At 52.4% G+C, this 24,528-nt stretch carries 17 protein-coding genes and 1 pseudogene; 12 read left to right on the plus strand and 6 right to left on the minus strand.

Translation table 11 applies throughout. The features are described from left to right. Window positions 1-6 precede the first annotated feature (6 nt). From IEV89_RS03820 to IEV89_RS03840, 4 genes and pseudogenes are all read left to right on the plus strand, one after another. Complete coding sequence (locus IEV89_RS03820; protein WP_188470610.1) at window positions 7-927, plus strand: L,D-transpeptidase family protein; 921 nt, start codon at window positions 7-9, stop codon at window positions 925-927. Between the two features lie 192 nt (window positions 928-1,119). After that, window positions 1,120-2,488: pseudogene (gene phoA / locus IEV89_RS03825) on the plus strand (alkaline phosphatase). Between the two features lie 395 nt (window positions 2,489-2,883). Beyond that, on the plus strand, window positions 2,884-3,210 hold the full coding sequence (locus IEV89_RS03835; protein ID WP_188470612.1) for a helix-turn-helix domain-containing protein: 327 nt from the start codon (window positions 2,884-2,886) through the stop codon (window positions 3,208-3,210). A gap of 217 nt (window positions 3,211-3,427) precedes the next feature. Next, a complete protein-coding gene (locus tag IEV89_RS03840) occupies window positions 3,428-5,569 on the plus strand; it encodes a TonB-dependent siderophore receptor (RefSeq protein ID WP_229746364.1) in 2,142 nt (713 codons plus the stop codon). Here the strand turns inward: IEV89_RS03840 and fhuF are convergent. The 3 genes from fhuF to IEV89_RS03855 are packed head-to-tail and all read right to left on the minus strand — an operon-like array spanning window position 5,553 to window position 9,188. Beyond that, on the minus strand, window positions 5,553-6,323 hold the full coding sequence (gene fhuF, locus IEV89_RS03845; protein ID WP_188470614.1) for a siderophore-iron reductase FhuF: 771 nt from the start codon (window positions 6,321-6,323) through the stop codon (window positions 5,553-5,555). The genes IEV89_RS03840 and fhuF overlap by 17 nt on opposite strands. 4 nt (window positions 6,324-6,327) lie before the next feature. Further along, entirely contained in the window at window positions 6,328-8,310 is a 1,983-nt protein-coding gene (gene fhuB / locus IEV89_RS03850; protein ID WP_188470616.1) for a Fe(3+)-hydroxamate ABC transporter permease FhuB, read from the minus strand. Next, window positions 8,307-9,188, minus strand: coding sequence for an ABC transporter substrate-binding protein (locus IEV89_RS03855; RefSeq protein WP_188470618.1), 882 nt, complete (start codon window positions 9,186-9,188; stop codon window positions 8,307-8,309). The genes fhuB and IEV89_RS03855 overlap by 4 nt, the downstream gene beginning before the upstream one ends. A 351-nt stretch (window positions 9,189-9,539) precedes the next feature. Between IEV89_RS03855 and IEV89_RS03860 the strand changes: the two genes are divergently transcribed. Genes IEV89_RS03860 through IEV89_RS03870 form a run of 3 tightly spaced genes read left to right on the plus strand, consistent with a single transcriptional unit; the run spans window position 9,540 to window position 12,148 of the window. Next, window positions 9,540-10,976 carry a cytochrome ubiquinol oxidase subunit I gene (locus tag IEV89_RS03860; protein ID WP_188471326.1) on the plus strand — a complete coding sequence of 479 codons (1,437 nt, stop codon included), beginning with the start codon at window positions 9,540-9,542 and terminating at the stop codon, window positions 10,974-10,976. Next, window positions 10,966-11,973, plus strand: coding sequence for a cytochrome d ubiquinol oxidase subunit II (cydB, locus tag IEV89_RS03865; protein WP_188470620.1), 1,008 nt, complete (start codon window positions 10,966-10,968; stop codon window positions 11,971-11,973). The genes IEV89_RS03860 and cydB overlap by 11 nt, the downstream gene beginning before the upstream one ends. A 28-nt stretch (window positions 11,974-12,001) precedes the next feature. Then, entirely contained in the window at window positions 12,002-12,148 is a 147-nt protein-coding gene (locus IEV89_RS03870; RefSeq protein WP_188471328.1) for a DUF2474 domain-containing protein, read from the plus strand. A gap of 57 nt (window positions 12,149-12,205) precedes the next feature. Here the strand turns inward: IEV89_RS03870 and IEV89_RS03875 are convergent, their stop codons facing one another. Continuing rightward, entirely contained in the window at window positions 12,206-13,126 is a 921-nt protein-coding gene (locus IEV89_RS03875) for a cation diffusion facilitator family transporter (RefSeq protein ID WP_188470622.1), read from the minus strand. A 277-nt stretch (window positions 13,127-13,403) separates the two neighbouring features. On the opposite strand from IEV89_RS03875, the gene IEV89_RS03880 reads away from it, so the two are divergent. Genes IEV89_RS03880 through corA form a run of 4 tightly spaced genes read left to right on the plus strand, consistent with a single transcriptional unit; the run spans window position 13,404 to window position 18,780 of the window. Continuing rightward, window positions 13,404-14,633, plus strand: coding sequence for an HlyD family secretion protein (locus tag IEV89_RS03880; RefSeq protein WP_229746365.1), 1,230 nt, complete (start codon window positions 13,404-13,406; stop codon window positions 14,631-14,633). After that, window positions 14,630-16,198, plus strand: a complete 1,569-nt coding sequence (locus tag IEV89_RS03885) for a DHA2 family efflux MFS transporter permease subunit (RefSeq protein WP_188470624.1) — start codon at window positions 14,630-14,632, stop codon at window positions 16,196-16,198. The genes IEV89_RS03880 and IEV89_RS03885 overlap by 4 nt, the downstream gene beginning before the upstream one ends. A gap of 6 nt (window positions 16,199-16,204) precedes the next feature. Continuing rightward, window positions 16,205-17,767: an efflux transporter outer membrane subunit gene (locus tag IEV89_RS03890; protein ID WP_188470626.1), complete on the plus strand. Its 1,563-nt coding sequence runs from the start codon at window positions 16,205-16,207 to the stop codon at window positions 17,765-17,767. Window positions 17,768-17,772: 5 nt separating this feature from the next. Next, on the plus strand, window positions 17,773-18,780 hold the full coding sequence (corA, locus tag IEV89_RS03895; RefSeq protein WP_188470628.1) for a magnesium/cobalt transporter CorA: 1,008 nt from the start codon (window positions 17,773-17,775) through the stop codon (window positions 18,778-18,780). 819 nt (window positions 18,781-19,599) lie between these two features. Here the strand turns inward: corA and IEV89_RS03900 are convergent. Then, the gene (locus tag IEV89_RS03900) at window positions 19,600-22,032 is read right to left on the minus strand and encodes a DUF3772 domain-containing protein (protein ID WP_188470630.1); all 2,433 of its coding nucleotides are present in this window, start codon (window positions 22,030-22,032) and stop codon (window positions 19,600-19,602) included. A 172-nt stretch (window positions 22,033-22,204) separates the two neighbouring features. After that, on the minus strand, window positions 22,205-23,023 hold the full coding sequence (locus IEV89_RS03905; protein ID WP_188470632.1) for a hypothetical protein: 819 nt from the start codon (window positions 23,021-23,023) through the stop codon (window positions 22,205-22,207). Window positions 23,024-23,229: 206 nt separating this feature from the next. Here IEV89_RS03905 and IEV89_RS03910 point away from each other — a divergent pair, with 206 nt between their 5' ends. Next, on the plus strand, window positions 23,230-24,516 hold the full coding sequence (locus tag IEV89_RS03910; protein WP_188470634.1) for a DUF445 domain-containing protein: 1,287 nt from the start codon (window positions 23,230-23,232) through the stop codon (window positions 24,514-24,516). The last annotated feature ends 12 nt before the right edge of the window (window positions 24,517-24,528 follow it).

The following is a 24,528-nucleotide window of genomic DNA, read 5'->3' on the forward strand; positions in this document are numbered from 1 at the left end:
GAAAATATGAAAATGAGCATTCGCGCGATCTTTACTATGGTTTTGGCAGTTGCTGCGTACAGCCAGGCAGCCTCTGCCGTGGTCTATCCTCTCCCGGCCAATAACGGACGGTTGATCGGGGAGAACATCACCGTCACCGTTCCAGAAAACAGCAAACTGCCGTTGGAAAGTTATGCTGCACAGTTCCAGATGGGCCTGAGCAATATGCTTGAAGCTAACCCTGGCGTAGATCCTTTTCTGCCAACGCCAGGCACCGTGCTAACGGTCCCACAGCAGCTTATCCTGCCAGATACCCCGCATGAAGGTATCGTGATTAACAGTGCTGAAATGCGTCTGTACTACTACCCGAAAGGCAGTAATACCGTTGTAGTTCTGCCAATCGGTATCGGCGAACTGGGCAAAGACACCCCGATGAACTGGGTGACGACTATCCAGCGTAAAAAAGCGGGTCCAACCTGGACGCCAACCGCAAAAATGCATGAAGAATATGCAGCACGTGGTGAATCTCTGCCTGCGGTCTTCCCTGCGGGTCCGGACAACCCGATGGGCCTGTATGCCCTGTATGTAGGTCGTCTTTATGCCGTGCACGGCACCAACGCCAACTTTGGTATTGGTCTGCGCGTGAGCCATGGCTGTGTGCGTCTGCGTGACGGTGATATCAAATGGCTGTATGACAACGTGCCACAAGGCACACGAGTACAGTTTATCAACGAACCTTTGAAAGCGACCGTTGAGCCAGATGGCAAGCGCTATCTGGAGGTCCACAACCCGCTGTCAGCTAACCAGCAGGAGTTTGACTCTCAGGAGCCAATCCCTGTTTCCCTGACAGGTAAAGTCGGTGCCATCGCCATGGACCCTAGCGTAAATCAGACCGTGGTTCAGCGTGTCATCGAGCTGCGCTCAGGTATGCCAACACTGGTGAACTAGTTCAGCCTCAGCCACATCAGAGAGCTCCTCACTTGAGGGGCTTTTTTTTTACTCATCACGCTTTACCGGAATAGGCTGCTTTAAACGTTCAATGTCATAAAATCGTCACGCTACTGACTTAACCTCCTGTGTAACAAAGTAAGACCAGTTGTGTCTTTTCTTATCTAATGTTCCATTACACGGAGTTTTTTTATGTCTCATCCTATTTCTCTGATTTCCCGTGCAGTTGCCGCCGCCCTGCTCCTCGCCTCGACGCAGGCCGCACTGGCCGACGATTCTCTGACGTCCCGCGCAGCCAGTGGCGATATCACCGAACAAGGCGGCGCGCGTCGCCTGAGCGGCGATCAGACTGAAGCGCTAAAAGCATCGCTTTCCAATAAGACCGTGAAAAATGTGATTCTGCTGATAGGTGACGGCATGGGCGATTCTGAAATCACCTCAGCACGTAACTACGCTGAAGGAGCCGGTGGTTATTTCAAAGGTATTGATGCGCTGCCATTAACCGGTCAGTACACCCATTATTCACTCGACAAGAAAACCCATAAACCGAACTATGTGACCGACTCTGCCGCCTCGAGACGTCAATGGTAAAGATCACGCTACCTTACTTGAGCTGGCCAAAGCGGCAGGTTTTGCTACCGGCAACGTCTCTACCGCCGAGTTGCAGGATGCCACTCCCGCGGCGCAGATCTCTCACGTCACCTCGCGTAAATGCTATGGCCCCGAAGAAACCAGTGAAAAATGCCCGACTAACGCGCTGGAAAATGGCGGCCGCGGCTCAATTACTGAGCAGTTGCTGAAAACTCGCGCAGATGTCACGCTCGGCGGCGGCGCAAAATCCTTCGACCAGTTAGCTAAAAGCGGGGAATTTCAGGGAAAATCCTTGAAAGATCAGGCCATCGCACAGGGTTATCAATGGGTAGAGAATGCGGATGAGCTAAACGCAGTGGTGCTGGCCGATCAGAAAAAACCACTTCTGGGTCTCTTTTCTACCGGTAATATGCCGGTGCGCTGGAGCGGGCCAAAAGCCAGCTATCACGGCAATCTCGACAAACCTGCGGTCACTTGCGAAGCCAACCCGCAACGCACTAAGGATATCCCGACGCTGGCAGCGATGACTGAAAAGGCCATCGACTTACTGAAAGCGCAGCCGAAGGGGTTCTTCCTGCAAGTTGAAGGCGCATCGATTGATAAACAGGATCACGCGGCCAACCCATGCGGCCAGTTCGGTGAAACGGTTGATCTTGACGAAGCAGTACAGAAAGCGCTCGAGTTTGCCCGTAAAGAAGGTAATACGCTGGTCATTGTGACCGCTGACCACGCCCATTCCAGCCAAATCATTGAAGCCGATGCCAAAGCACCAGGCCTGACGCAAACGCTGACGACCAAAGACGGCGCACCCATGACTATAAGCTACGGTAACGCTGAAGAGGGTTCCCAGGGCCACACCGGAACACAGCTGCGTATTGCCGCCTATGGCCCACACGCCGCCAACGTCGCGGGCCTGACTGACCAGACCGACCTGTTCTTCACCATGAAAAATGCCATGGCCATTAAATAACGATTCTCTTCTTCTCCCCATCAATAATCCGGCGCTTGCCGGATTATTGATTAAATTAACACTACTGACTTATATAACTCTTCACGGATGCATGGTTTCCGCTAAGTGATTACGGTATGATTTGGCCCGCTGCGGCACAATCCGCAGCCGGGATTTGCACCCTGGATAACACAACGTCGATATGTAGATTTCATTTATATATCGGAGCCTTAGCACACCTTTTGTTTATTAACTGTTCACGTAATAAGCAATGCTTCTATGGTGGCTCAGGCGGGGCAGCCTTCGGGCTGGCCGGTGATCCGTTGTGGCCGGTAGTGCAAACTCCGTCTGGGCTACCACCCAAGAGATTTGCACCTTTTGGTGGTAGTGAGTTCGTTTTGCAACGGAGAATGCGAATGTCTATCACTCACCCATCAAGAAATAAGACCCGAGAAGTTAAACCCTCACCTACTATTCTGCCCAACCATTTTCATCAGAACTGGCACCCGGCGGATATCATCGCTGCGTTGCGTAAAAAAGGCACCACGCTGGCGGCATTGTCACGCGAATCTGGCCTCTGCTCATCAACCTTGTCCAATGCACTTTCCCGGCCCTGGCCGAAAGGAGAGCAGTTGATCGCGCAAGCCATTGGGGTCACTCCTTCTGAAATCTGGCCACAGCGTTATTTCGATCAGAATGGACGACCGATCGTCAAGAACATGAGGGATAAAACCAAAGTCTAACCTTAACTCTGGCGGTGAAATGATCCTGAACGCTCACTTGTTGTCACCGCCTTCATGCGCCCGCTGTAAAAAATCCTTCCCCTCACCTGCCATTACCGAAGCCTGTGCGGTATTCATTTTTGGGGAGTCAATCAATGAGGATCTTTATTCACTTTAAATGTAACAATTTTTATGAGAAAGTTAATGATAGTTATTATCATTTTCATTGAGGTTTATAATGCGTTTCCTTCTTGTCTCTGGTGGCGGGATGATACCCTCTGCAAAATCTGCCGTTTTCTTTATTATTCCTACCATCCTGATAAGTGTACCTGCACTTGCTGAAACCGCCGGTGAGACGATAACGGTAACGGCGGTCGCCCCTGAAGACAGCACGGACTATCTTCAGGGATATGTCGCAACCAAAAACCTCAGCGCGACAAAAACCGATACCCCGATCATCCGTACCCCGCAGTCGGTTTCCGTCGTGACCGCAGATGAAATGAAAGTACGGCAGATCGACACGTTTGCCGATGCTTTTAAATACACACCCGGTTTTCTGGCACAGCCAAACGGTTTTAGCCGTGCAGCCGATGACTATACTATTCGCGGTTTCAACGTGGGCTCTGGTACCGGTGGCATATTGAAAGACGGCATGAAAATGCAGGCCAGCGTCTATGATGGTGGCCTCGATCCTTATGCATTTGAGCGTCTGGAGATGATTAAAGGCGCCGCCTCGGTCTTATATGGTCAGCTGTCACCTGGGGGGTTAATTAATGCTGTCACCAAACGACCGACCTACACCCCCTGGCATGAACTCAATCTGGAATACGGCAGTTTTGACCGTAAACAGATCTCTGGCGATTTTTCAGGCCCACTGGATGATGAGGGAAAATATTCTTATCGTTTAACCGGTCTGTTACGCGACAGTAATACCCAGACGGACTATATCAACGATGACAAGCAGTATCTGGCACCGGCATTTACCTGGCGGCCAAACGACGATACCAGTCTGACATTGTTGGCGAGCTATCAAAAAATCAAAACAAAATTTGCCACCCCATTGAATTACAACATGACGACCTACAGTAAAACCCCCGGGACAAAAATCCAGCGCGACCAGTTTGTTGGGGAACCTAACTTTGATCGTTTTAACACTGAAATGAAGAGCATTGGCTACCTATTCACCCATCGATTTTCAGATACGGTGAAAATAAGCCACGCATTACGTTATATGGATGCAGAGGGTGATTTTGATTATATGAACGCCTCTGCCATTCGCGGTAACACGCTGACACGTTACTACAGTCAACGCCATGAACACTCAACAGGCCTGACTACTGATACCAACCTGACATGGACACTGGACGCCGGGAACTGGGAACACCAGGTCATGATAGGAACTGATTACTATCATAAGACCTATGATTCCGCGCGCTATATCGGCCTCGGATCATCACTTGATCTGACGAATATCCAGTATGGGAATGAACCGTCGATTACCGCGGCTGACAGCGGTTCCCGGCTGACTAGCGATCAATTAGGGGTTTACCTACAGGATCAAATCACCTGGAACAATAAATGGGTCTTGTTAATTAGTGGTCGTAATGACTGGTCGGAAAGCAGAACAACGAAACATTCTAACCAGTTAAAAACAATCCAGAGTGACCATAAGCCCACAGGACGTATTGGCGCAGTATATCTGGCAGACAGTGGCCTGGCCCCGTTTGTCAGCTATAGCCAGTCGTTCAATCCCTCATCGGGCACAGACCGGGAAGGCAACAGCTTCAAACCAACAGAAGGTGAACAATACGAAGCCGGCGTTCGTTTCCAACCGCCGCAAAGCAAAACGATGTTAAGCATGGCGGTTTACCAGCTCAAGCAAACTAACGCTCTGACAACAGATCCTGTTGACAGTAGTTATAATGTGCAAACTGGAGAAGTACGTTCACGTGGCCTGGAGCTTGAAGTAAAAAGTGAGGTGACATCAGATCTTAATGTCATTACCTCGTATACCTATACCGATGCACGAGTGACGAAAGATAATGATCCGGTAAAACAGGGCAGCCGCGTCGAAGGTGTGCCTTATAACACCGTGAGCATCTGGAGTGACTACCGACTGACACGCATAGGACTGCCGCAGGTGACAGTGGGTGCCGGGGCTCGCTATATCGGTACCACAAAAACGTCGCCTTCGATCAGTAATGATAAGATCCCAGCTTACACGCTCTATGACACTAAGGTCAGCTACCAGCCTGTCTCTAATCTGACTGTTTCCCTCAAAGTCCAGAACCTGACCAACGAGAAGTATCTCTACTGCAACACAGTTTGCCGCTACGGCGATGAGCGCTCAGTCATTGGTGGTATCAGCTATCAGTGGTAGCGACCATGACATTTGCCTGCCACGCCTGTGGCAGGCAGCAATTGGGACAGTACCCCTTTCCTGGCAGCAAATAACGCAGACAGCAGCCTTTGCGTAACCGAATAGCCTCGCCGGTGACGGAATGTCGTATAAATACCGGTCTGAACAGCAGGTTTCGCTCACCATCGGGCCAGAATTTTTGAGTAAACAATGTGCTCATCGCCTCCTGCTTTTCAGCGGAAAGCTGACCACCGGCACTGAGCATCCTGAACAGGGTATCCACTCCGCTGGCGACATTACTCCATAATACTGAGATTCTGATCCCCGTCACCTCAGACAGTGACAGGAAATGAGGTTCAATATGCTGGCGAAACAGCGGAATAAAATCATTCATTGCGCTGATAGGGGCTACATTTTTACCCTCATTCGGCACGACAACCGACGTTATTAGCCCGACCTCATCCTGCGTCAGTAAGAGATCGGCAGGATGAATCATAATTTCTCGGTCACAGAGCAGCCGAGCGATCAACCATCCCCCGGTAAAAAGCGACAAGTAACTTTTGCTCCACATCGAAGCCACCGCCGAGGCATCTTGATGTTCCCAGCCGTGCTGATGTGCAAAAAAATTTAGCTGTTGCCGGATAAAATAAGGCTCCATCAGTTGGGTACATGGCAGAAGCGGTGCACCTGCCACCTGCGCCTCTTCCGACATCACAATCCCACTTAACAGCGGATAAAAAGGAGCATCGGTGTGTAACTCAAAGAGTTTCAGCATGGTTTTACCTGTTTTGACGTCGCATCATGTACATGAAGTAAGGCGAACCAATAAAGGTGGCACATAATCCAGCCGGAATTTGCCAGGGATAGATCAGGTTACGTCCGATCCAGTCGGCAAACAGCAATAACATTGCGCCCATCAGTGCCGATGCCAGTAACCGACTGAACCCACGTTGGAATCCGATCATCACAACCAGATGTGGGGCGATCAATCCGACGAAACTTAGTGGCCCTGTGAGTAATGTCGCGCTGGCGCTAAGCAGAGCAGCCAGCAGTAATATGATCAGTCGGCTATAGGACACTGACATGCCGGTTGACCGCATCACCACTTCCCCCAGTGGAAAACGGTCAAGCCAGCGGACCAGTAAAGGGAGGATCAGCAGCGATACCAGTAATATCATCAGCGCAGGGCCGACTTCTGCTGGGGTAACCCGGTAGGTTGAGCCCGCCATCCAGTTGAGCAATAGCAGAGAACGATCATCACCTCCTGCAATATACAGCGCCGTTACTGCATTACACGCCGTGCCAGTTGCCATGCCGGTCAACAAAACACGCTCTGGTGAGAAGTGAGCCTTACGGCTGAGCGCCACTATCATGGCGAGCGTTGCCAGCGCACCCGCGGTGGCTGCGAGTAAGAGAGCTGCCGGACTGAGCGTCCCTGTGAACATAAACAGTATCACTACGCCAAAGGCAGAACCTGAGCTAATGCCCAGGACTTCAGGGCTGGCCATCGCATTCGCCGTCATTCTCTGCATCAGAGTCCCTGCAATCGCCAACATTGCACCTGATGCGATGGCAGCCAGTACTCTCGGCGCACGCCAGGTCATCAGGTTTTGCAACGGTTCGCCAACGGACCATGACCACCCGCCAGGAAGACGTCCGAAAGCAAGGGCCAGCCACGTCATCAGAAGGAGCAGCACAGACATCAACACCAGTAATTTCACAGGGGAACGGACTCGCCGTGGCACCAGTGAGGAGGAGACTGCGTAATGCCGCTCGCGCAGACGCGGTATCAATATCAGTAGCAAAGGCGCACCGGTCAACGCAGTCGCCAGACCAGTGGGAATCTCCGTATTAACAGCCTGGCTTAACGTCTGTACCAGCAAATCAGCAAAGGTCAGCATCAGCGCTCCCGTCACAGGGACCAGAATCAGACGCGCGGAAAGGCGCCGGATGCCAGTCAGTCTGACCGCCGCAGGTGCAGCAAGACCGATAAAGCTGATGACGCCGATCCTGCTGACAACCATTGAGCTCAACCACACTGCCAAGAGCAATAGCAATAACCGGGCATAACGCACCGAAAGACCAAGGCTTTGCGCGGTCGGCTCATTCAGGCTTAACAGATTAAGGGGACGGATTAGCATTACCAGCAGCAACAGGGCGATAGCCAATTGCGCAGCCAACCACCGCGCCGTCAGCCAGTCATTCTGGACCAAAGAACCGGTCTGCCAGAGAAAGAGATCCATAAGCGCAGCATGGTTGAACAGTACAAGCACCGCACTGACACTGGAGAAAAACAGCGTGACAACCATGCCGCCCAGTATGAGCGACAGAGGGGACGACTCCCGCCTTTTCGCCAGCAGCATCACCAGTGAAAGCGTAAATGCAGAACCGACAAAAGCGGCCCATTCGCGTCCGGGGATGAGTACCACCGGAAACCAAAGACCACAAATAACCAGCGCCAACCAAGCGCCGGCCGAAATACCCAGCGTTGCCGGTTCTGCTAAGGGGTTACGCAGCACCTGCTGGAAAATAAACCCCGCCAGGCTCAAGGCTGCACCGGCGAGCAGGCTGACCGACAATCGTGGCAGCGTGCTGTAGTGGAAAATCAGCTGCTGGTAGGCGTTATGGTCAGGTGACCACGCAGCCATAAGCAGATCGCTGAGTGGCATAAGGGTGATGTTATACATAAAAAACAGACCAGAACCCAGCAACAGCAGGACGCTCAAGATCACATAACTTCTGGAGTATGTTAGCGGGATCAAACGTTCTGCTCCTTCATTGACCTTTCAAACTCGCTGAGGAAGTGCATTGCAGAGAGAAGTCCGCCGCTGGGGTACAGTCGGCTCATACTGCTGTAACGTCCTTCTCTAATCAGCGGGATAGCCTGCCATAGAGGGGAAGAAAGCAGCTCGTTTACATTGCGTCTTTCCTGCTGATTACTGAAAAAAATCAGACGTGCATCAGGTTGCCTCAGTAAATAATCCAGTCCAACAACCGCGCCGCCCCAGGCGTTGGTTTTCCCCTCACAGGCATTTCGGAAACCCATTCTTTTCAGTAGGTCGTCATACATTCCCTTACGACCAAAAAGCAACAGATGGCGACCATCGTCATTGATTCGCGCCAGAAAAATCGGTCTCTGCTGATACTTTTCCAGGGCCACGCCCGTTGACGCCAGTTGCTCTGAAGCCTCTGCATTCAGTTTCTGCGCTGCGCGGGTCACAGAGGCATAATTTCCCAATTGAGTGATCATCTGTTGGGCAGCCAGCCAGGGGGAACTATCAGGCTTGAAAATATCCATTGTTGCGACAGGCGCAATTTGCTGCAGGCGGGAATTTACCTGCGCCTGGGCACGGGAGCAGAGAATGACGTCTGGCCTGAGCGCCTCGAGCAACTCGAGATTAGGCTCACCTGGCAGTCCCGCTTCCTGCACCGTATCCGGCAGTTGAGGATGACCGATAAAATTTAGGTACCAGCGTTTATTCGCTACGGCTATTGGAGCAATACCAAGGCCCAGCAGGCTTTCCGTAATAGCAAGGTCAAGTGAAACGATTCTCAGCGGGGGTGAATAGCCTGAGGCCAGGGCATAGGCAGCCGGGAATAATGTAAAGCCAGCCAGTAATAAATTTCGTCGGGTTAACACGGCAGAAGTCCGCTTGTATGTGAATGCTTATGATAATCATTATTAATACAGAAATCATCCTTGCTGACAAGCATCGATGGGGTGGTGTGCTCAACCGCCGCCATGTCTATAAGCGGGACTCGTTGCGTGTAGCGCAAACGCGTGATAATAGGTAAATACGTCATCTGTTATAGTTTTTATTCATTTTATTGTTACTGTTATACATAGCATCTGTTGTGTTTAAATTCACTCCTCGCAAAAAACCAACGTGGCATGACCTTTCTTCGAGCATTCGCCTGCAAATCTCATCGCGCACCTTCCACTGGCTGCGCCTATGCTGAAAGAGTCATTCCGCAAAAAACAGAGGTTGTTATGTTTGGTCTGGATGCACTCGAACTGGCTCGGATCCAGTTTGCTTTCACCGTCTCGTTTCACATTATTTTCCCTGCCATCACCATCGGACTGGCCAGTTTTCTGGCTGTGCTCGAAGGGATGTGGCTGAAAACCAAAAAAGAGGAATACCGCGACCTGTATCATTTTTGGTCGAAAATCTTTGCCGTAAACTTCGGAATGGGCGTGGTTTCCGGGCTGGTAATGGCCTATCAGTTCGGGACTAACTGGAGTTTTTTCTCGTCATTCGCCGGCAGTATCACTGGCCCGTTGCTAACCTATGAAGTGCTGACCGCCTTCTTCCTCGAAGCCGGTTTTCTCGGTGTCATGCTATTTGGCTGGAACCGTGTCGGCCCCGGTTTACACTTTTTCGCCACCTGCATGGTGGCACTCGGTACACTGATGTCCACTTTTTGGATCCTGGCATCGAACAGCTGGATGCAAACACCCCAGGGCTTTGAGATCATCAATAATCAGGTGGTGCCCGTCGACTGGTTCAAGGTCATCTTCAACCCCTCATTCCCCTACCGTTTGCTGCACATGACAACGGCCGCTTTCCTCTCTTCTGCCTTCTTTGTCGGAGCTTCAGCTGCGTGGCATTTACTCAGGGGCCGCGACACCCCGGCGATGCGTACGATGCTTTCGATGGCGATGTGGATGGCGCTCATCGTCGCACCTATTCAGGCGATGCTTGGTGATGCCCACGGCCTGAACACACTGAAATATCAACCGGCTAAGATTGCCGCGATTGAAGGCCACTGGGAGAATACCAACAGCGAACCCTCCCCGCTGGTGTTGATCGGCTATCCAGATATGAACCGTGAGGAGACGCGCTATGCCGTAGAGATCCCTTGGCTCGGTAGCCTGATCCTGACCCACAGTCTGGACCAGCAAATTCCGGCGCTGAAGTCTTTCGCCAAAGAGGATCGCCCCAACTCCACCATCATCTTTTTCACCTTCCGCATCATGGTCGGGCTGGGTTTATTGATGATCCTGGCCGGTGTATGGAGCCTGTGGCTGCGTCATCGCGGTACGCTTTACCGCTCGCGGCCCTTCCTCCATTTTGCATTCTGGATGGGACCTTCAGGTTTGCTGGCGCTACTGGCGGGCTGGTTCACCACAGAAATTGGCCGTCAGCCTTGGGTGGTCTACGGCTTGTTGCGCACTAAAGATGCGGTGTCCAGTCATGGCGCGATGCAGATGAGCATCAGTCTGCTGCTGTTTATCCTGATTTACTGCTCAGTGTTTGGTGTCGGCTATCTGTACATGATGCGTCTGATCCGTAAAGGACCGGTCGCTCATGAAGGATTAGAAACCAATCATGGTGGGCCGGGACAACATCGCACACCGGCACGCCCTCTCTCTGCAGCGCAAGAATCGCTGAATGACCATGATAAAGGAGCTGACAATGAGCATTGATCTTCCACTGATCTGGTTTTTAATCATCGTCTTTGGCGTGATGATGTATGTGGTGATGGACGGCTTCGACTTGGGCATCGGCATTCTATTTCCGTTGGTTAAAGAGGAGCATGAACGTGACGTCATGATGAACACGGTGGCTCCTGTCTGGGACGGCAATGAGACATGGCTGGTGCTCGGTGGCGCAGCGCTATTTGGCGCTTTTCCGCTGGCCTATGCCGTGATCCTTGATGCACTGGCGATCCCACTGACGCTGATGCTGTTTGGGCTGATTTTTCGCGGCGTGGCTTTTGAGTTTCGCTTCAAGGCTAGCCCAGAAAAACGCCATGTCTGGGATAAAGCCTTTATCTGGGGTTCGCTGTTTGCCACTTTCAGTCAGGGTGTGGTGCTCGGTGCGGTGATCAACGGCATTCCGGTGGTTGACCGGGCCTATGCCGGTGGGGCATTGGACTGGCTTTCACCGTTCACGCTGTTCTGTGGCGTCGGTCTGGTGGTCGCGTACGCCCTGCTCGGCTGCACTTGGCTCATTATGAAAACCGAAGGTCCTTTGCAGGAGAATATGCAGAGCCGGGTGAAACCGTTGCTGTTCGTCTTCCTGCTGGTGATGGCCGCCATCAGCCTGTGGACCCCATTGATACACCCGGATATTGCTGACCGCTGGTTTACCATGCCAAATATTCTGTGGTTCTTGCCGGTGCCCGTTCTGGTGTTGTTTGTGTCACTGTGGATGCTGAGAGCGGTGAATAAGAGGTCGCACCACGCCCCATTCCTGCTGACGCTGGCCCTGATTTTCCTTGGCTATAGTGGACTTGGGATCAGCATCTGGCCGAACATCATTCCTCCTTCCATCACGCTGTGGGAAGCGGCGGCACCTCCGCAAAGCCTGAGCTTTATGCTGGTTGGCGCGCTGATTATCATCCCGATCATTCTGGTTTACACGTTCTGGAGCTACTACGTATTCCGTGGAAAAGTGACCCATGATCAGGGTTATCATTGAGGTAATAATGAAAAAACTCATCAGAGAAATGGACGAGCAGACCGTGATCCACCAGCCCTGGTGGAAACGCGTGGTGTGGCTGGCAATCATCTGGGGCGGCAGCGTACTGGCACTGTTTGTGGTGGCGTCCGCGTTCAGGTTACTCATGACAGCGGCAGGTATGCGGAGTCATTAAATACAAACGGGCATAGCGTATTGCACGCTGTGCCCGATATAGCATTACTGACCCTGCTTATTTCACAATATTATTGAGCAAGTCATCCAGCCGGTCATCGTCAATCCCCGCGGGTTCGAGATGCGCCGTCACGTCTGCGGCACTGAATAACTGGCTGACAGCCACTTCGGCGGCATCGCCGATATCATGCCCGACATCCACCGACAGATTACCGTCAACCTCCACATGAAACTCCACGAACACGCGGTCGCCGCCGTTACGGGTGCGAATATCATGCACACCACTGACGCCCTTTACGCTGAGTACAGCGTTTTTGATACGTTTGCGGTCCTCAATGTCCAACTCGCGATCCAACAGTTGCTTAAGAGCATCACCGACCATGCTGCGTGCATTCCAGATCATATAGAGCGATATCAGCAACGCACCGATGGAATCAGAACGCGTCCAGCTAAGATGGCTTTCCAGCAACAGCGCGACCAGCACCGCAATATTGACCGCAACGTCGGTAATATAATGTGCGCGATCGGCGGCAATCGCCGTTGAACCGGTGCGTTTGACGACATACGTTTGCATCAAAACCAGACACACGGCGGCACAACAACTGGCGATGATCACCCAAATCCCCAACCCCAACTGCGCCAGCGGTTGCGGATTGATAATGCGGCTGATGGATTCTCCCCCCAGCACAATACCAGCCGCACCGAGTAATAAAGCCTGGACAAAGGCTGCCACGGCTTCGGCTTTACCGTGCCCGTAACGATGGCCTTTATCGGCTGGACGGCCGGCATAACTCACACCAACCAACGTCACCATTGAAGCCAGCACATCAACAAGACCGTCGGCTGCTGAAGTCAACATAGCGATCGAACCGGTAGCAATCCAGGCCCAGACTTTAACGGCCACCAGCACCAGCGCGACGCACACTGAAATCAGCGAGGCTGCACGAGTCAGACGTTTATAGGGAATAGGACGGCTCATGGGAATTTCCGAAAAATAACATCAGTTTGAAAACGATTCACGCTGGGTTCCTGATACAAAATTCAATTTTATAAATTAACATTGTGTTAACCATAATAGACGCCGTGGATTATACCTTTTTTCTGTTTTTCGGAGCAGACCTATGGTGTGGATTTTCGTGCTCCCAGCGTACTAACTTGACACTTATTTACTTGCTTTTACATCAATACAATCTAGGGTAAAACAAGAATAATGAGATCCCTCATTGAGGCATCATGCCAATAACCAGATGAGTATTATGGCCACTAATAAAAACGACGCGACCCACCACAATGATACATCTTCAGCCGATGCCCAAAGTGAACTCGATTCCAGCCAGATTAAAACCGGCGAAGGACACCGCTCTTCGTCACCCGGCGAAGACGAGAAGAAAAAGGATCACACTGATAAAGATCAAGATGATAGCGCGCCAGATGACGTTGAAAAACGCGAAGGGCCGGGAAAAAAACCGCTGATTATCCTGGGGGTTGTGGTGATTGTCATGGTCATCGTTGCGCTAGTCTGGTGGCTGATGACCAAAGACCAGATCACCACCGATGATGCCTTCACCGACGGTAACGCGGTCACTATCGCGCCCAAAATATCCGGTTATGTCACTAATCTGGCGGTAAAAGATAACCAATGGGTGAAAAAGGGCCAGTTGTTGGTACAAATTGATCCACGTGATGCCGCCGCACAGCGTGATCAGGCGCAGGCACAGTTGGGTGTGGCAATTTCCCAGTTGCATCAGGCGCAGGTGCAATATGAACTGTCGAAAGTGCAGTATCCCGCACAGTTGGCACAGGCTGAAGCACAACAGACACGCGCCGAAGCCAGTTTGCTCAACGCCACAGCGGATTACCGCCGTCAGCACGGCGTCGATCCTCGCGCCACGTCACAGCAAAATATTGACAGCGCCAGCGCACAGCTGCGTTCGGCCAAAGCTGATCTTGAAAATACCAAAGCACAGGTCAAGGTGGCTGCAGAGGTCGGGTTGCAAATTCGTCAGGCAGAAACCAACGTCGAAGCACGTCAGCAACAGGTTGAACAGGCAAAAGCCCAACTGGAAACCGCTACGTTGAACCTCTCTTATGCCGATGTTCGCGCACCCTATGATGGTTATGTGACCATGCGTAATGTACAACTGGGTACGCTGGTCCAGGCTGGTTCGTCGCTGTTCTCTATCGTCTCACCGAATATCTGGATCGTCGCCAACCTCAAAGAGTCGCAGCTCGAGCGCCTGCGTCCGGGTAATAAAGTCCTGGTGAAGATTGATGCCTATCCAGACATCGAACTGCATGGCCACGTCGACAGTGTGCAGCAAGGCACCGGTTCCCGCTTCTCCGCTTTCCCGGCAGAAAATGCGACCGGTAACTATGTGAAGATTGTGCAACGCGTGCCGGTGAAAATTGTTATCGACAGCGGGTTGGATCCAAAGCAACCGCTGCCATTAGGTCTTTCCGTTGAGCCGACGGTTACCGTCGAATGAGTGATGAACGCAGTAGTTGGAGACCTGCCAGTAACCCGTGGGCGGTGGCGGCGGTTGTCACCATCGCGGTGTTCATGGAAATTTTGGACACCACCATCGTCAACGTGGCCCTACCGCACGTCGCGGGTTCTCTCTCCTCCAGTTACGATGAATCCACCTGGGTGCTCACCTCGTATCTGGTGGCAAACGGCATCGTCTTACCGATTTCCGCATTCCTCAGCCGGGTACTTGGCCGTAAAAACTATTTTCTGATTTGTATCGGAATGTTCACCGTCTGCTCATTCCTGTGCGGTATCGCCACCGAACTGTGGCAAATGATTCTGTTTCGCATTTTGCAGGGCTTCTTCGGCGGAGGGTTACAGCCGGTACAGCAATCAGTGCTGCTGGATTATTTCAAACCGAAAGATCGCGGCAAGGCCTTTGGTCTGTCATCCATTGCCATTATTGTCGCGCCGGTTATCGGGCCGACCCTCGGGGGTTACATTACCGATAACATCAGTTGGCGCTGGATCTTCTTTATCAATATCCCGGTGGGCATTATTGCCCTGCTGGCGATTTACCAACTGCTGGAAGATCCACCGTGGGAGCGCAAAGCCAAAGGCAAGCTGAGCATTGACTACATCGGTATTGGGTTGATTGCCCTCGGCCTCGGCTGTTTGCAGGTGATGATGGACCGTGGCGAAGATGAAAACTGGTTCAATTCGGCCTTTATCGTCACCTTTGCACTGCTGGCGATCACCGGGATTGTTGGCGCGATTTACTGGCTGTTGTATGCCAAAAAACCGGTGGTGGATTTACGCTGTCTGAAAGACCGTAACTTCGCGGTAGCGGGCCTGTTGATGGCGGGCATGGCGATGATCCTGTATGGCAGTTCGGTGGTTATCCCTCAACTGGCACAGCAGCAACTGGGTTACACGGCTACGCTCGCCGGACTGGTCATGTCGCCGGGCGCGATTCTGATCGTACTGTCGATTCCGCTGGTGTTGAAGCTCATGCCTATCGTGCAGACACGTTACCTCATCGCCTTTGGCTTCTTCCTGCTGGCCGCTTCGTTTATCTACTCCGGCAATCTGACACCCAACGTCGATTTCATCACGCTGGTAATGTACCGCAGCGCGCAATCGCTGGGCCTCGGCTTCCTGTTCGTGCCGCTGACCACCATTGCTTTTGTGACGATCCCACAGCGTCTGAATGCCGATGCCGCCGCGCTGTTCACCATGTTCCGTAACGTCGCGGGGTCGATTGGTATTTCGCTGTCTACCGCCGCAGTGACCGAGCGAACGCAGGCGCATAGCGCCCACATGGTGCACAGCATGACGCCGTTGAACGAGTCGTTCAATCAAGCCATTAGCCGGAGTGCCGCAGCCGTCCGCGACTTTGCGCATATGGCCGGTGACCCGATGCAAATCGCCACTGTGCGTATCTATCAGGAGATGATTTCGCAATCACGTATTCTGGCCTACATCGACGTTTTCAGTTACTGCGCCGTTGTCGCCGTTATTTTGATCCCCTTCTGTCTGCTGCTTTCGCCGGTTAAGAGCGAAGGCAGTGCCGGAGCACACTGATAAAAAATGAAAAATCTGACCTATACACTTTCCATGCTCGCTCTGGCATTAACCGGTTGTACAGTCGGTCCTGATTACCAGCAACCCAAAACCGCAACGCCAGCGACCTATAACGACATGAGCCGCCCACAGGCCAAAGATGGGGCATCTATCGCCCTGCCCTCGGAGCCCAACCCGGTGTGGTGGAAAGCTTTTAACGATCCACAACTCGACAGCCTGATTGACCGCGCCATTGCCGGTAACATTTCACTGCAACAGGCGGTTCTGCGTATCGCGGGGGCACGTGAGCAAGTGACACAAGCCCGTGGCGCATGGATGCCATCCGTGCAGGCCAATACCAAGGTCACACGGCAGCAACTGGGTTTAAAAGGCATACTGGAATCCAATGGCGTTTACAGTCAGGCTGAAAACGCAGGCCCTCAAGCGACGAACACGCTTAATTCCCTCACCAAACCGGTGAATCTGTATCAGGGTAGTTTCGATGCCAGTTGGGAACTGGATCTGTTTGGCGGCACTCGCCGTCAGGTCGAAGCCGCCAACGCACAACAGCAGTCATCCCTTGAACAGCGTAACGATGCACTGGTGTCGCTGCAGGCCGAAGTCGCGCGCACCTATCTTCAACTGCGTGGTGCACAAAGCATTATTGCCACCCTTCAAACGCAGATTGATATCGCTCAACAAACGATGGAACTGACCCAAAGTCAGCAAAAGAATGGGTTGGCACCGCAGATGGATGTAGAAAACGCCCGTGCTCAACTGGGTTCACTGCGTGCACAATTACCGCAGTATCAGGCGCAGGTACGTCAGGCAATGAACGGGTTGGCCGTGCTGATCGGTCAGACTCCGGGCTCGCTTGATGGCGAACTGATGCCCGTCAAGCCGATGCCAACCTTGCCTGCCGCGGTTCCCGTTGGCGTACCGTCACAGCTGGCGCGCCGCCGCCCCGACGTGCGCAAAGCGGAAGCGGATCTCCATGCCGCAACGGCCAACATCGGCGTGTCTGTCGCGCAGATGTTCCCGAGTATTTCACTCACCGGTCAGTTTGGCATGCGCAACACCGACGCCAGTTATCTCGATAAATGGAGCAGCAATTTTTACTCCTTCGGCCCGTCGGTCACGGTACCTATCTTCCAGGGCGGGCGACTGGTCTCCAGCGTACATCTCTCCCGCGCAGAGCAGGCTAATGCTGCCCTGAATTATCGCCAGACAGTACTGACCGCCCTGCAAGATGTCGATAACGCGCTGGTCAATTACCGTACCGATCAGGACCGTGTGACTGGCCTTGATCAAACTACCGAAGCCTTGCAAGCGACTTTTGCACTGGCGACCGACAGCTACCGCAAAGGGCTGTCGTCCTTTATCAACGTACTGGACGCTCAGCGCCAGTTGGCGCAAGCCAAACAGCAATCTGTTGTGGCAAAAGTGCAAACCAGTACGGATTTAGTCTCGCTCTACAAAGCCCTCGGCGGCGGCTGGGAGCCGTACCAAAACGTGAAGTTGCCGACCTATACCGTTTTCGGCCCGGCAGCCACACCAGATGTCCGCGTGCAAACCACGTCTGAGGAATAAGTTCGATGAATGCCATTGCAAAAGAAGATAAAAAACCCAGTTGTGATTCCGTGGTTAACAGTGTGGCTTACCGGGATGGAAAGCGTTTACAGGAAGTCACCACACAAGACATCAGTGAAGTATTAAAAGAACCCGGCACTTTTGTCTGGTTGGGGCTATGGCAGCCAGAAGACAGTCTGATGCGTACCATTCAGAAGGAATTTGGCCTGCACGACCTGGCGATTGAAGATGCGCTCACGGCCCATCAGCGCCCGAAAATTGAACAGTATGGCGAATCGCTGTTTATCGTTATTCACACGGCGCAACTGGTGGATGACAAAATAGAATATGGTGAAACCCACCTTTTCCTGGGTAAGAACTTTCTAATCAGCGTACGCCATGGCGCATCATCCAGTTATAAACATATCCGTGCCCGTGCTGAAGAGTGCCCGGATATGCTGGTTAAGGGTCCGGCCTATGCGCTCTATTGCGTGCTTGACCTCGTGGTGGATAACTATCTGGCGATTGTCAGCCAATACACCAAACAGTTCGATGATATCGAGCAAAAGATGTTTCAGTCTGACTTCGACCAAGAGGCGATTCAAGATGTGTATAAGCTTCGCCGCGAGTTGTTATCACTGCGTAACGCCGCCGTCCCTGCGGAAGATATCTGTAACCAGCTCAGCCACCATTACGAAGATCTGATCCCGAAAAGCTTGCGGGCATACATTCGCGACGTACAGGACCACGCGCATCAGGTGATTACCGTGACAGACGACATGCGGGAAATGTTAGCCAACGCCATGCACGTCAATCTGGCATTGGTGTCAGTGCATCAGAACGAAGTCGTTCAGCGCCTGGCGGGCTGGGGGGCAATATTGGCCATCCCTACTGTCGTTTTCAGTCTGTACGGTATGAATTTCAAGAACATGCCGGAGCTCAATGACGCATGGGGCTACCCGGCCACCGTCGGGGTAACCGTTGTGGGATGTGTTTTGCTGTATTGGAAGTTGAAGAAGTCCGGGTGGTTATGAGTGTTTTTCAGCTTTTAGAAAGCTGAGGTGAATTTTTAAATTCGAATTTAAATTCAAATTCAAATTCAAATTCAAGGTCGTGGGCGCCGGCCCACACCGGGCAGGCTTCGGATTGCATTCCGAACTTGCTTTTGAAGGTCAAGATCAAGGTCGTGGGCATCGGCCCACACCGACCTGGGGGCGGCCAGTCGCCGCCGCCCCCAGGACCCCCGGGCTCTTTTATGCGGCTCTCGCAGCTGCGCAGGTCACAATGGCCGTGTTTCAGGCACAGTGGCTATAGCCGCAAACTCCGCCGCTGCGCGGTTCTCTCATTTCGGGCTTCAACCCGCGTAAACCCCCACGCAGTTTTACGCCTCTCACTCGACGTCGTTTTGAACGCGGCCCACACTTTTTTAAAGACAAACACAGTTCCGATTTTGAAGTGAAGAAAGCTTCGGCCGCATTCAAAAATGACGCCGAACGAACGGTGAGAAACTGTGAGCGGGTCTATTGCGAGCAGGTCCGAACCTGAAGTGAGGGTACCGCCTAAGCGGCGACATTTTGCGGCTATAACAGAAACACCTGAAACACGGCCATTGTGACCCGCGCAGCTGCTGTTTTTAAAAGAGCCGGAGATTCTTAAGAGGCGCGGCGATAGGCGCCTCTTAAGGCCGGTTTGGGTGGCAACCCAAGGTTTTGACCTTGTTCTTGAAGTTTGAATGTAAAGGCCAGTTTGGGTGGCAACCCAAGGCTCGACGTTGACGTTGACGTTGAAGCTGAATTGGAAAAAGCCTTTCCGGGCTTTCCCAAAGCCCAAAAAGCCCGCCGCGTCAGAAAACCCTACCGTTTTTCGACTGGCTGCTCCAACAACATGGTTTGCGTCTGAATCAGGCTAATACCGGCAGCGCGCAGCGCTTTGAGGATTTCATACCGCAAATCACTTTTGGTTCCACCGACCATACGCGGGCTGGCAACGTAGCCGGTGATACTGAGCACAATTCCGGTCGGGCCGAGCTCGTTGAAACTGACCGACGGTGCCGGATTGTCGAGAATAGCTTCATGCAACACGTAGCATTCCAACAACAGCGAGCGTACCTGTTCTGGGTCAATATCCAGTGGGAATGTCAGTGTGATCGTGGCGACCCCTTGGGCATTCCCCATGGTGGCGTTGCGTACGTTTTGCGAGATGAACTGCGAATTCGGCACTATCACCGTTGAACGGTCGCTCAGTTGAATTTCCGTCGCGCGCACATTGATACGGCGGATATCCCCTTCCACACCGCTGATCGTCACCAGATCCCCCACTTTTACCGGACGCTCGGTCAGCAGGATCAGGCCAGAGATAAAGTTCTTCACAATCTCCTGCAAACCAAAACCAATACCGACTGACAGCGCACTGACGATCCACGCCAATTTGTTCCACTCAATACCCAACGTGGATAAGGTCAGCAAAATAATCAGCACGTAACCCACGTTGGTAAATAGTGTTACCAACGAAGCGCGCATCCCTCGGTCCATCATGGTTTTGGGCAGGAAATCGTTATCCAGCCAAAGTTTGGCAGAACGCAATACATACCACCCCACCAACAGACACAAAATAGCGTTGACCGCATGTGCCGGGATGACATTGATGCTTTCCAGCCCTTTACCTCCCCAGATATCCACCACTTTGCTGAGTAATTCCAGCGGCGTCGTCGTACCGAAAGTACCATTAAGCAACGCCACTACCGCGAACAACACCAACAGGGCCTTACCTATGGCCGCAAACAGTGTGGCCGCCAATGACAGATGACGCTCATTAACACTCAGGCTACTTTTGAGCAGGCGGCCGCTGTAGGTTGTCGGTGCAAAGAAGCTTTCGCTAAAATCAACCACGAGATTAATAAGCAAATAGAGGCAGGTTAGGACCAGTCCAACCCAGACCAGTTCATACGTCAGGAAACGGGCCAGCGGAATGTAACCAATCATCAGGCAAACCACGATGGCAACGGCAGTGGCGCTGATGGCCAGATTGATCAAACCGGCCATGGTAGAGCGCGCTTCCGGCTGTTCATCACGTGCCAACATGCGGCGACGCATACGGTTGACCCGGACAGGAACAACCAGGCAACTGACCGCCACCAATAGCGCCGAGATACCGTTACCGAACAGTGTCACTGCCACGCTGGAGCCGACCAGATTATTCATCTCTTCAACAATGCCGAAAAGAAAGATAAATGATGCCAGCACGATCGGGAATGGTGCCATGGTTTTGGCGATAGGATCAGAAACCGCGGGCAACCGCCATGAAGGATGACGGTTCGACAACAGCGCCGAGCCCAGCCCGGCAACCAGAGAGGATAAGATCGCCAGCCCGATAATCGCGTTGGCAAATTCGAGCAACGCCGGCGATGTATCTGGCAGACGAGTAAAGAAGCGGCAAAACAACATCGCGCACATCCACTGGGCGACCACAATAATCGTGGTCGTTATCGTCGCCAGCAAACTCCGCCGCAGTCGCCCTCCAGGCAACCAACGCGGCAGTATCCAGCCCAGAGGGTGGTCGAATAGTCGGCGGCCAAACACTCCAGCCACCAGCGCCAACAAGAGATAAAGCGCAGATCCTACCCGCCACTCGGGTTGCCACGCCTGATCCCAGGCACTTTTAATCTGCGAATTGAAATCATCAAAACGGGCAATATCGTTATCTTGCGGAGAAAGCAAGGGCGACCAAAAATTAACACTGAAAATACTGCCTGAATTAAGGGCAATCTGCGTTTTCAACGTGTCGCGTCGCAGCGCACCGATTTGTGACGACAAGTTCTGCGCACCGGTACGGATAGCGGTAGCTTGCTCAATTTGAGCATCCAGTAAGGTTTTACTGGCACTCAATTTGCTGCGCTGGCGGACCACCTCTGTCGTTTCGGGTAATGCGCCTGCGGCCGGAGCTGGACCCAGCACTTCAACCTGTGATTGGACCTGCGCCCGCTGCGGCCCAAGCGCCACCACCAGCTTGTCAGCATCTTCCGCAAGCTTCAGCGCATCATCATTTAGCGCACTGAGTTTTTTCTCGGTTTTGGCCGTCGCCACTTGCTGTTTGATCGCATCAAGCCGTTTTTGCAGCGCAGTCAGCGTCGCCGGGGCATCAATTTTTACCGGTCCAGTCGCCGTTTCACCTTCGGCGAGTGTCGTTTTTGGCGCCGTATTATCCCCGGCAGCCAGTGCCATCACAGGTGCGGCTAACAACCATAACAGCAGTGTCCACATCACCGACGCTTTGAAGAAATTATGCATAAAGGAATGTATCCGTAACCTGGGGAATTATTATTTTTCAGTGTGATTAGAATAGCCACTCATTGACGTTTAAAGATCAGGTTTTTTCTGTATTACAGATAAAGTTCGTAAATAGTTTCCGATGCGCCAATACCCAACGCGGTAGCATCACGGGGGGTATCGACGACCGTTTTTAGCCTTGCTTACCCAGCATCAGGCGCAATATAGCCGCTGAGTCCTGCATCGGCAGTGCCAGAATACCGGTATAGAGGGTGATAGAAATGTCGCAAACTTGGGCACGGTCTACATCCTCAGCGCCTAAATCATTGAACATTTGCAATTTATCGCCGTATTTATCCTGTAATGCCTGACGTACCGGTACCATCAGTACCTTGATTTTTTCGCCGCTAACCACGGTGGGTTGCGCAGTCTGACCACTACCGCTGGCCAGCAGCAAGGCATTCATAGTGTCCAAATCTTTCTTAAACAGCTCAGGTGAAAGAACCTGCGCAGTGTTAACCCCGCCATTAATCTGCGGATAAAGGAATTTAAAACAGCTGCCGTCGTTACGGGCTTGCAGGGCCTGCATCTCTTCGAGACTGACCTTCATGGCGGCTATCACGTTGACATCCGGTGCCGTATTCATCCGGCGGGAAAGCAAGTCTGACACCATTGGCTTAACTGTATCAATAGCTTCCTGCTGGGTTTTACCCTCTTTCTTCAGCCGAAGAATATTGCTGCGGATCTGGCTGTACAACGCCGGTTCCTGCGCTTTAATGGTGCTGTAAATAGGTAAAGCAGAGAGCATCTGATCGATTTCCTGCGTCTGAACATCACCCGCCAGACGTGGTTTGATCACGCCCTCATACAGAAAATTCCCACCCAGGATCACCACCAGAAAAATAATAATGGCGGGCGTACGGCCAATTTTACCTTTCTTGTTCAGGGCCTGCAGCACCCCCCCCAGAATGGCAGCAACCGCGCCCGCAATAATGACATCATTCCAATTCATTCCCTGTTTCCTTTTAGTTTCCAATTCACGCTAAGTAACCGACGCGCCGCCGGGCAGGATTTACCCTGAATACGCGTGATATAAAATTCTGTACGCAGTGTAATGCGCCGTGAGTTGATATCAATGACTCTTCTCATTTTATCTGCTGCGCGTTTCGCCATGAGAAAAAAGCTGACAGCGGGTAAACCAGTTCCTAAACTCCTGTAATGGATAAAGAACAAGAACTTCATCGAAGTAAACGTAATGCGCTGGGGCTGCTGCTGTTCGCCGCGGCCTTGTTTGTTGTCACACTTTTTCTCCCCCCTAACTTTTGGGTCTCTGGGCTGAAGGCGATTTGTGAAGCCGCGATGGTTGGCGCGCTGGCTGACTGGTTTGCGATAGTCGCGCTTTTTCGTCGGGTGCCAGTGCCGTTTATCGCGGCACACACAGCGATTATCCCCAAGAACAAAGACAAAATTGCCGATAATCTGGCGGTCTTCGTGCAGGAAAAGTTCCTCGCGCCCGCCTCCATTGTCGAATTGATTCGCCAGCATGATCCTGCCCAGATGCTCTCCGAGTGGCTGAATGCGCCGGACAACGCCCCGCGCTTCGCCGGGTATATGATCAAAATAATGCGGAGTTTTCTCGATGTCACAGACGATCAGCGCATCGCCCAGTTGATCAAACGGGGGCTGTTTCGCGTGATCGACAAAATCGATTTATCACAGTCGTTGGCCACAGTATTGGAAAGTCTGACCAAAGACGGTCGTCATCAGGAGCTACTGGATCAAGCTATGGATCAGCTCGAGCTGTTGTTAGCCAAAGAGAGCACCCGAACGCTTATCTCCAGTCAGATTGTGAGCTGGATGAAGCGTGAACATCCTCTCACGGCCAAATTGCTGCCTACCGGCTGGCTCGGCAAAAATGGCGCTGAGATGGTGTCGAACGCGGTCAATTCCGTACTTGATGACATGGGTAACGATAAAACCCATGCTTTCCGCAAAGGTTTTGACCGTTCGGTACAGGGATTAATAGGAAAATTACAACATGACCCAGCCATCGCCCAAAAAGCGGAAGAGATTAAGCAATATCTGAAGAATGACAGAAAACTCAATGGCTACGTCATGCAGCTGTGGAGCGATATGCGGGGATGGTTGAAAGACGACGTCGACAACCCAGATTCCAAAGTACGCGCCAAAATAACGGAATCCGGTCAGTGGCTCGGTCAGGCGCTGGAGCACGATCCCACATTGCGCGCGTCGCTGAATACGCAGATGGAAACGGTCGCGGCCAGAATGGCACCGGATTTCGCCGAGTTCCTCACCCGGCATATTAGCGACACGGTAAAAAGTTGGGACGCAAAGGATATGTCACGGCAAATTGAGCTTAATATCGGCAAGGACCTACAGTTTATCCGTATCAACGGCACCTTGGTTGGGGCGTTTATCGGCCTGGTGTTATATCTGTTGTCCCAATTACCCGCATTGTTGCCGTGGGTGCTGGCGAGAGTGTAGAAAATCTCCCCC

This window comes from Hafnia psychrotolerans (genome assembly GCF_014639435.1).
Lineage (GTDB): Bacteria > Pseudomonadota > Gammaproteobacteria > Enterobacterales > Enterobacteriaceae > Ewingella > Ewingella psychrotolerans.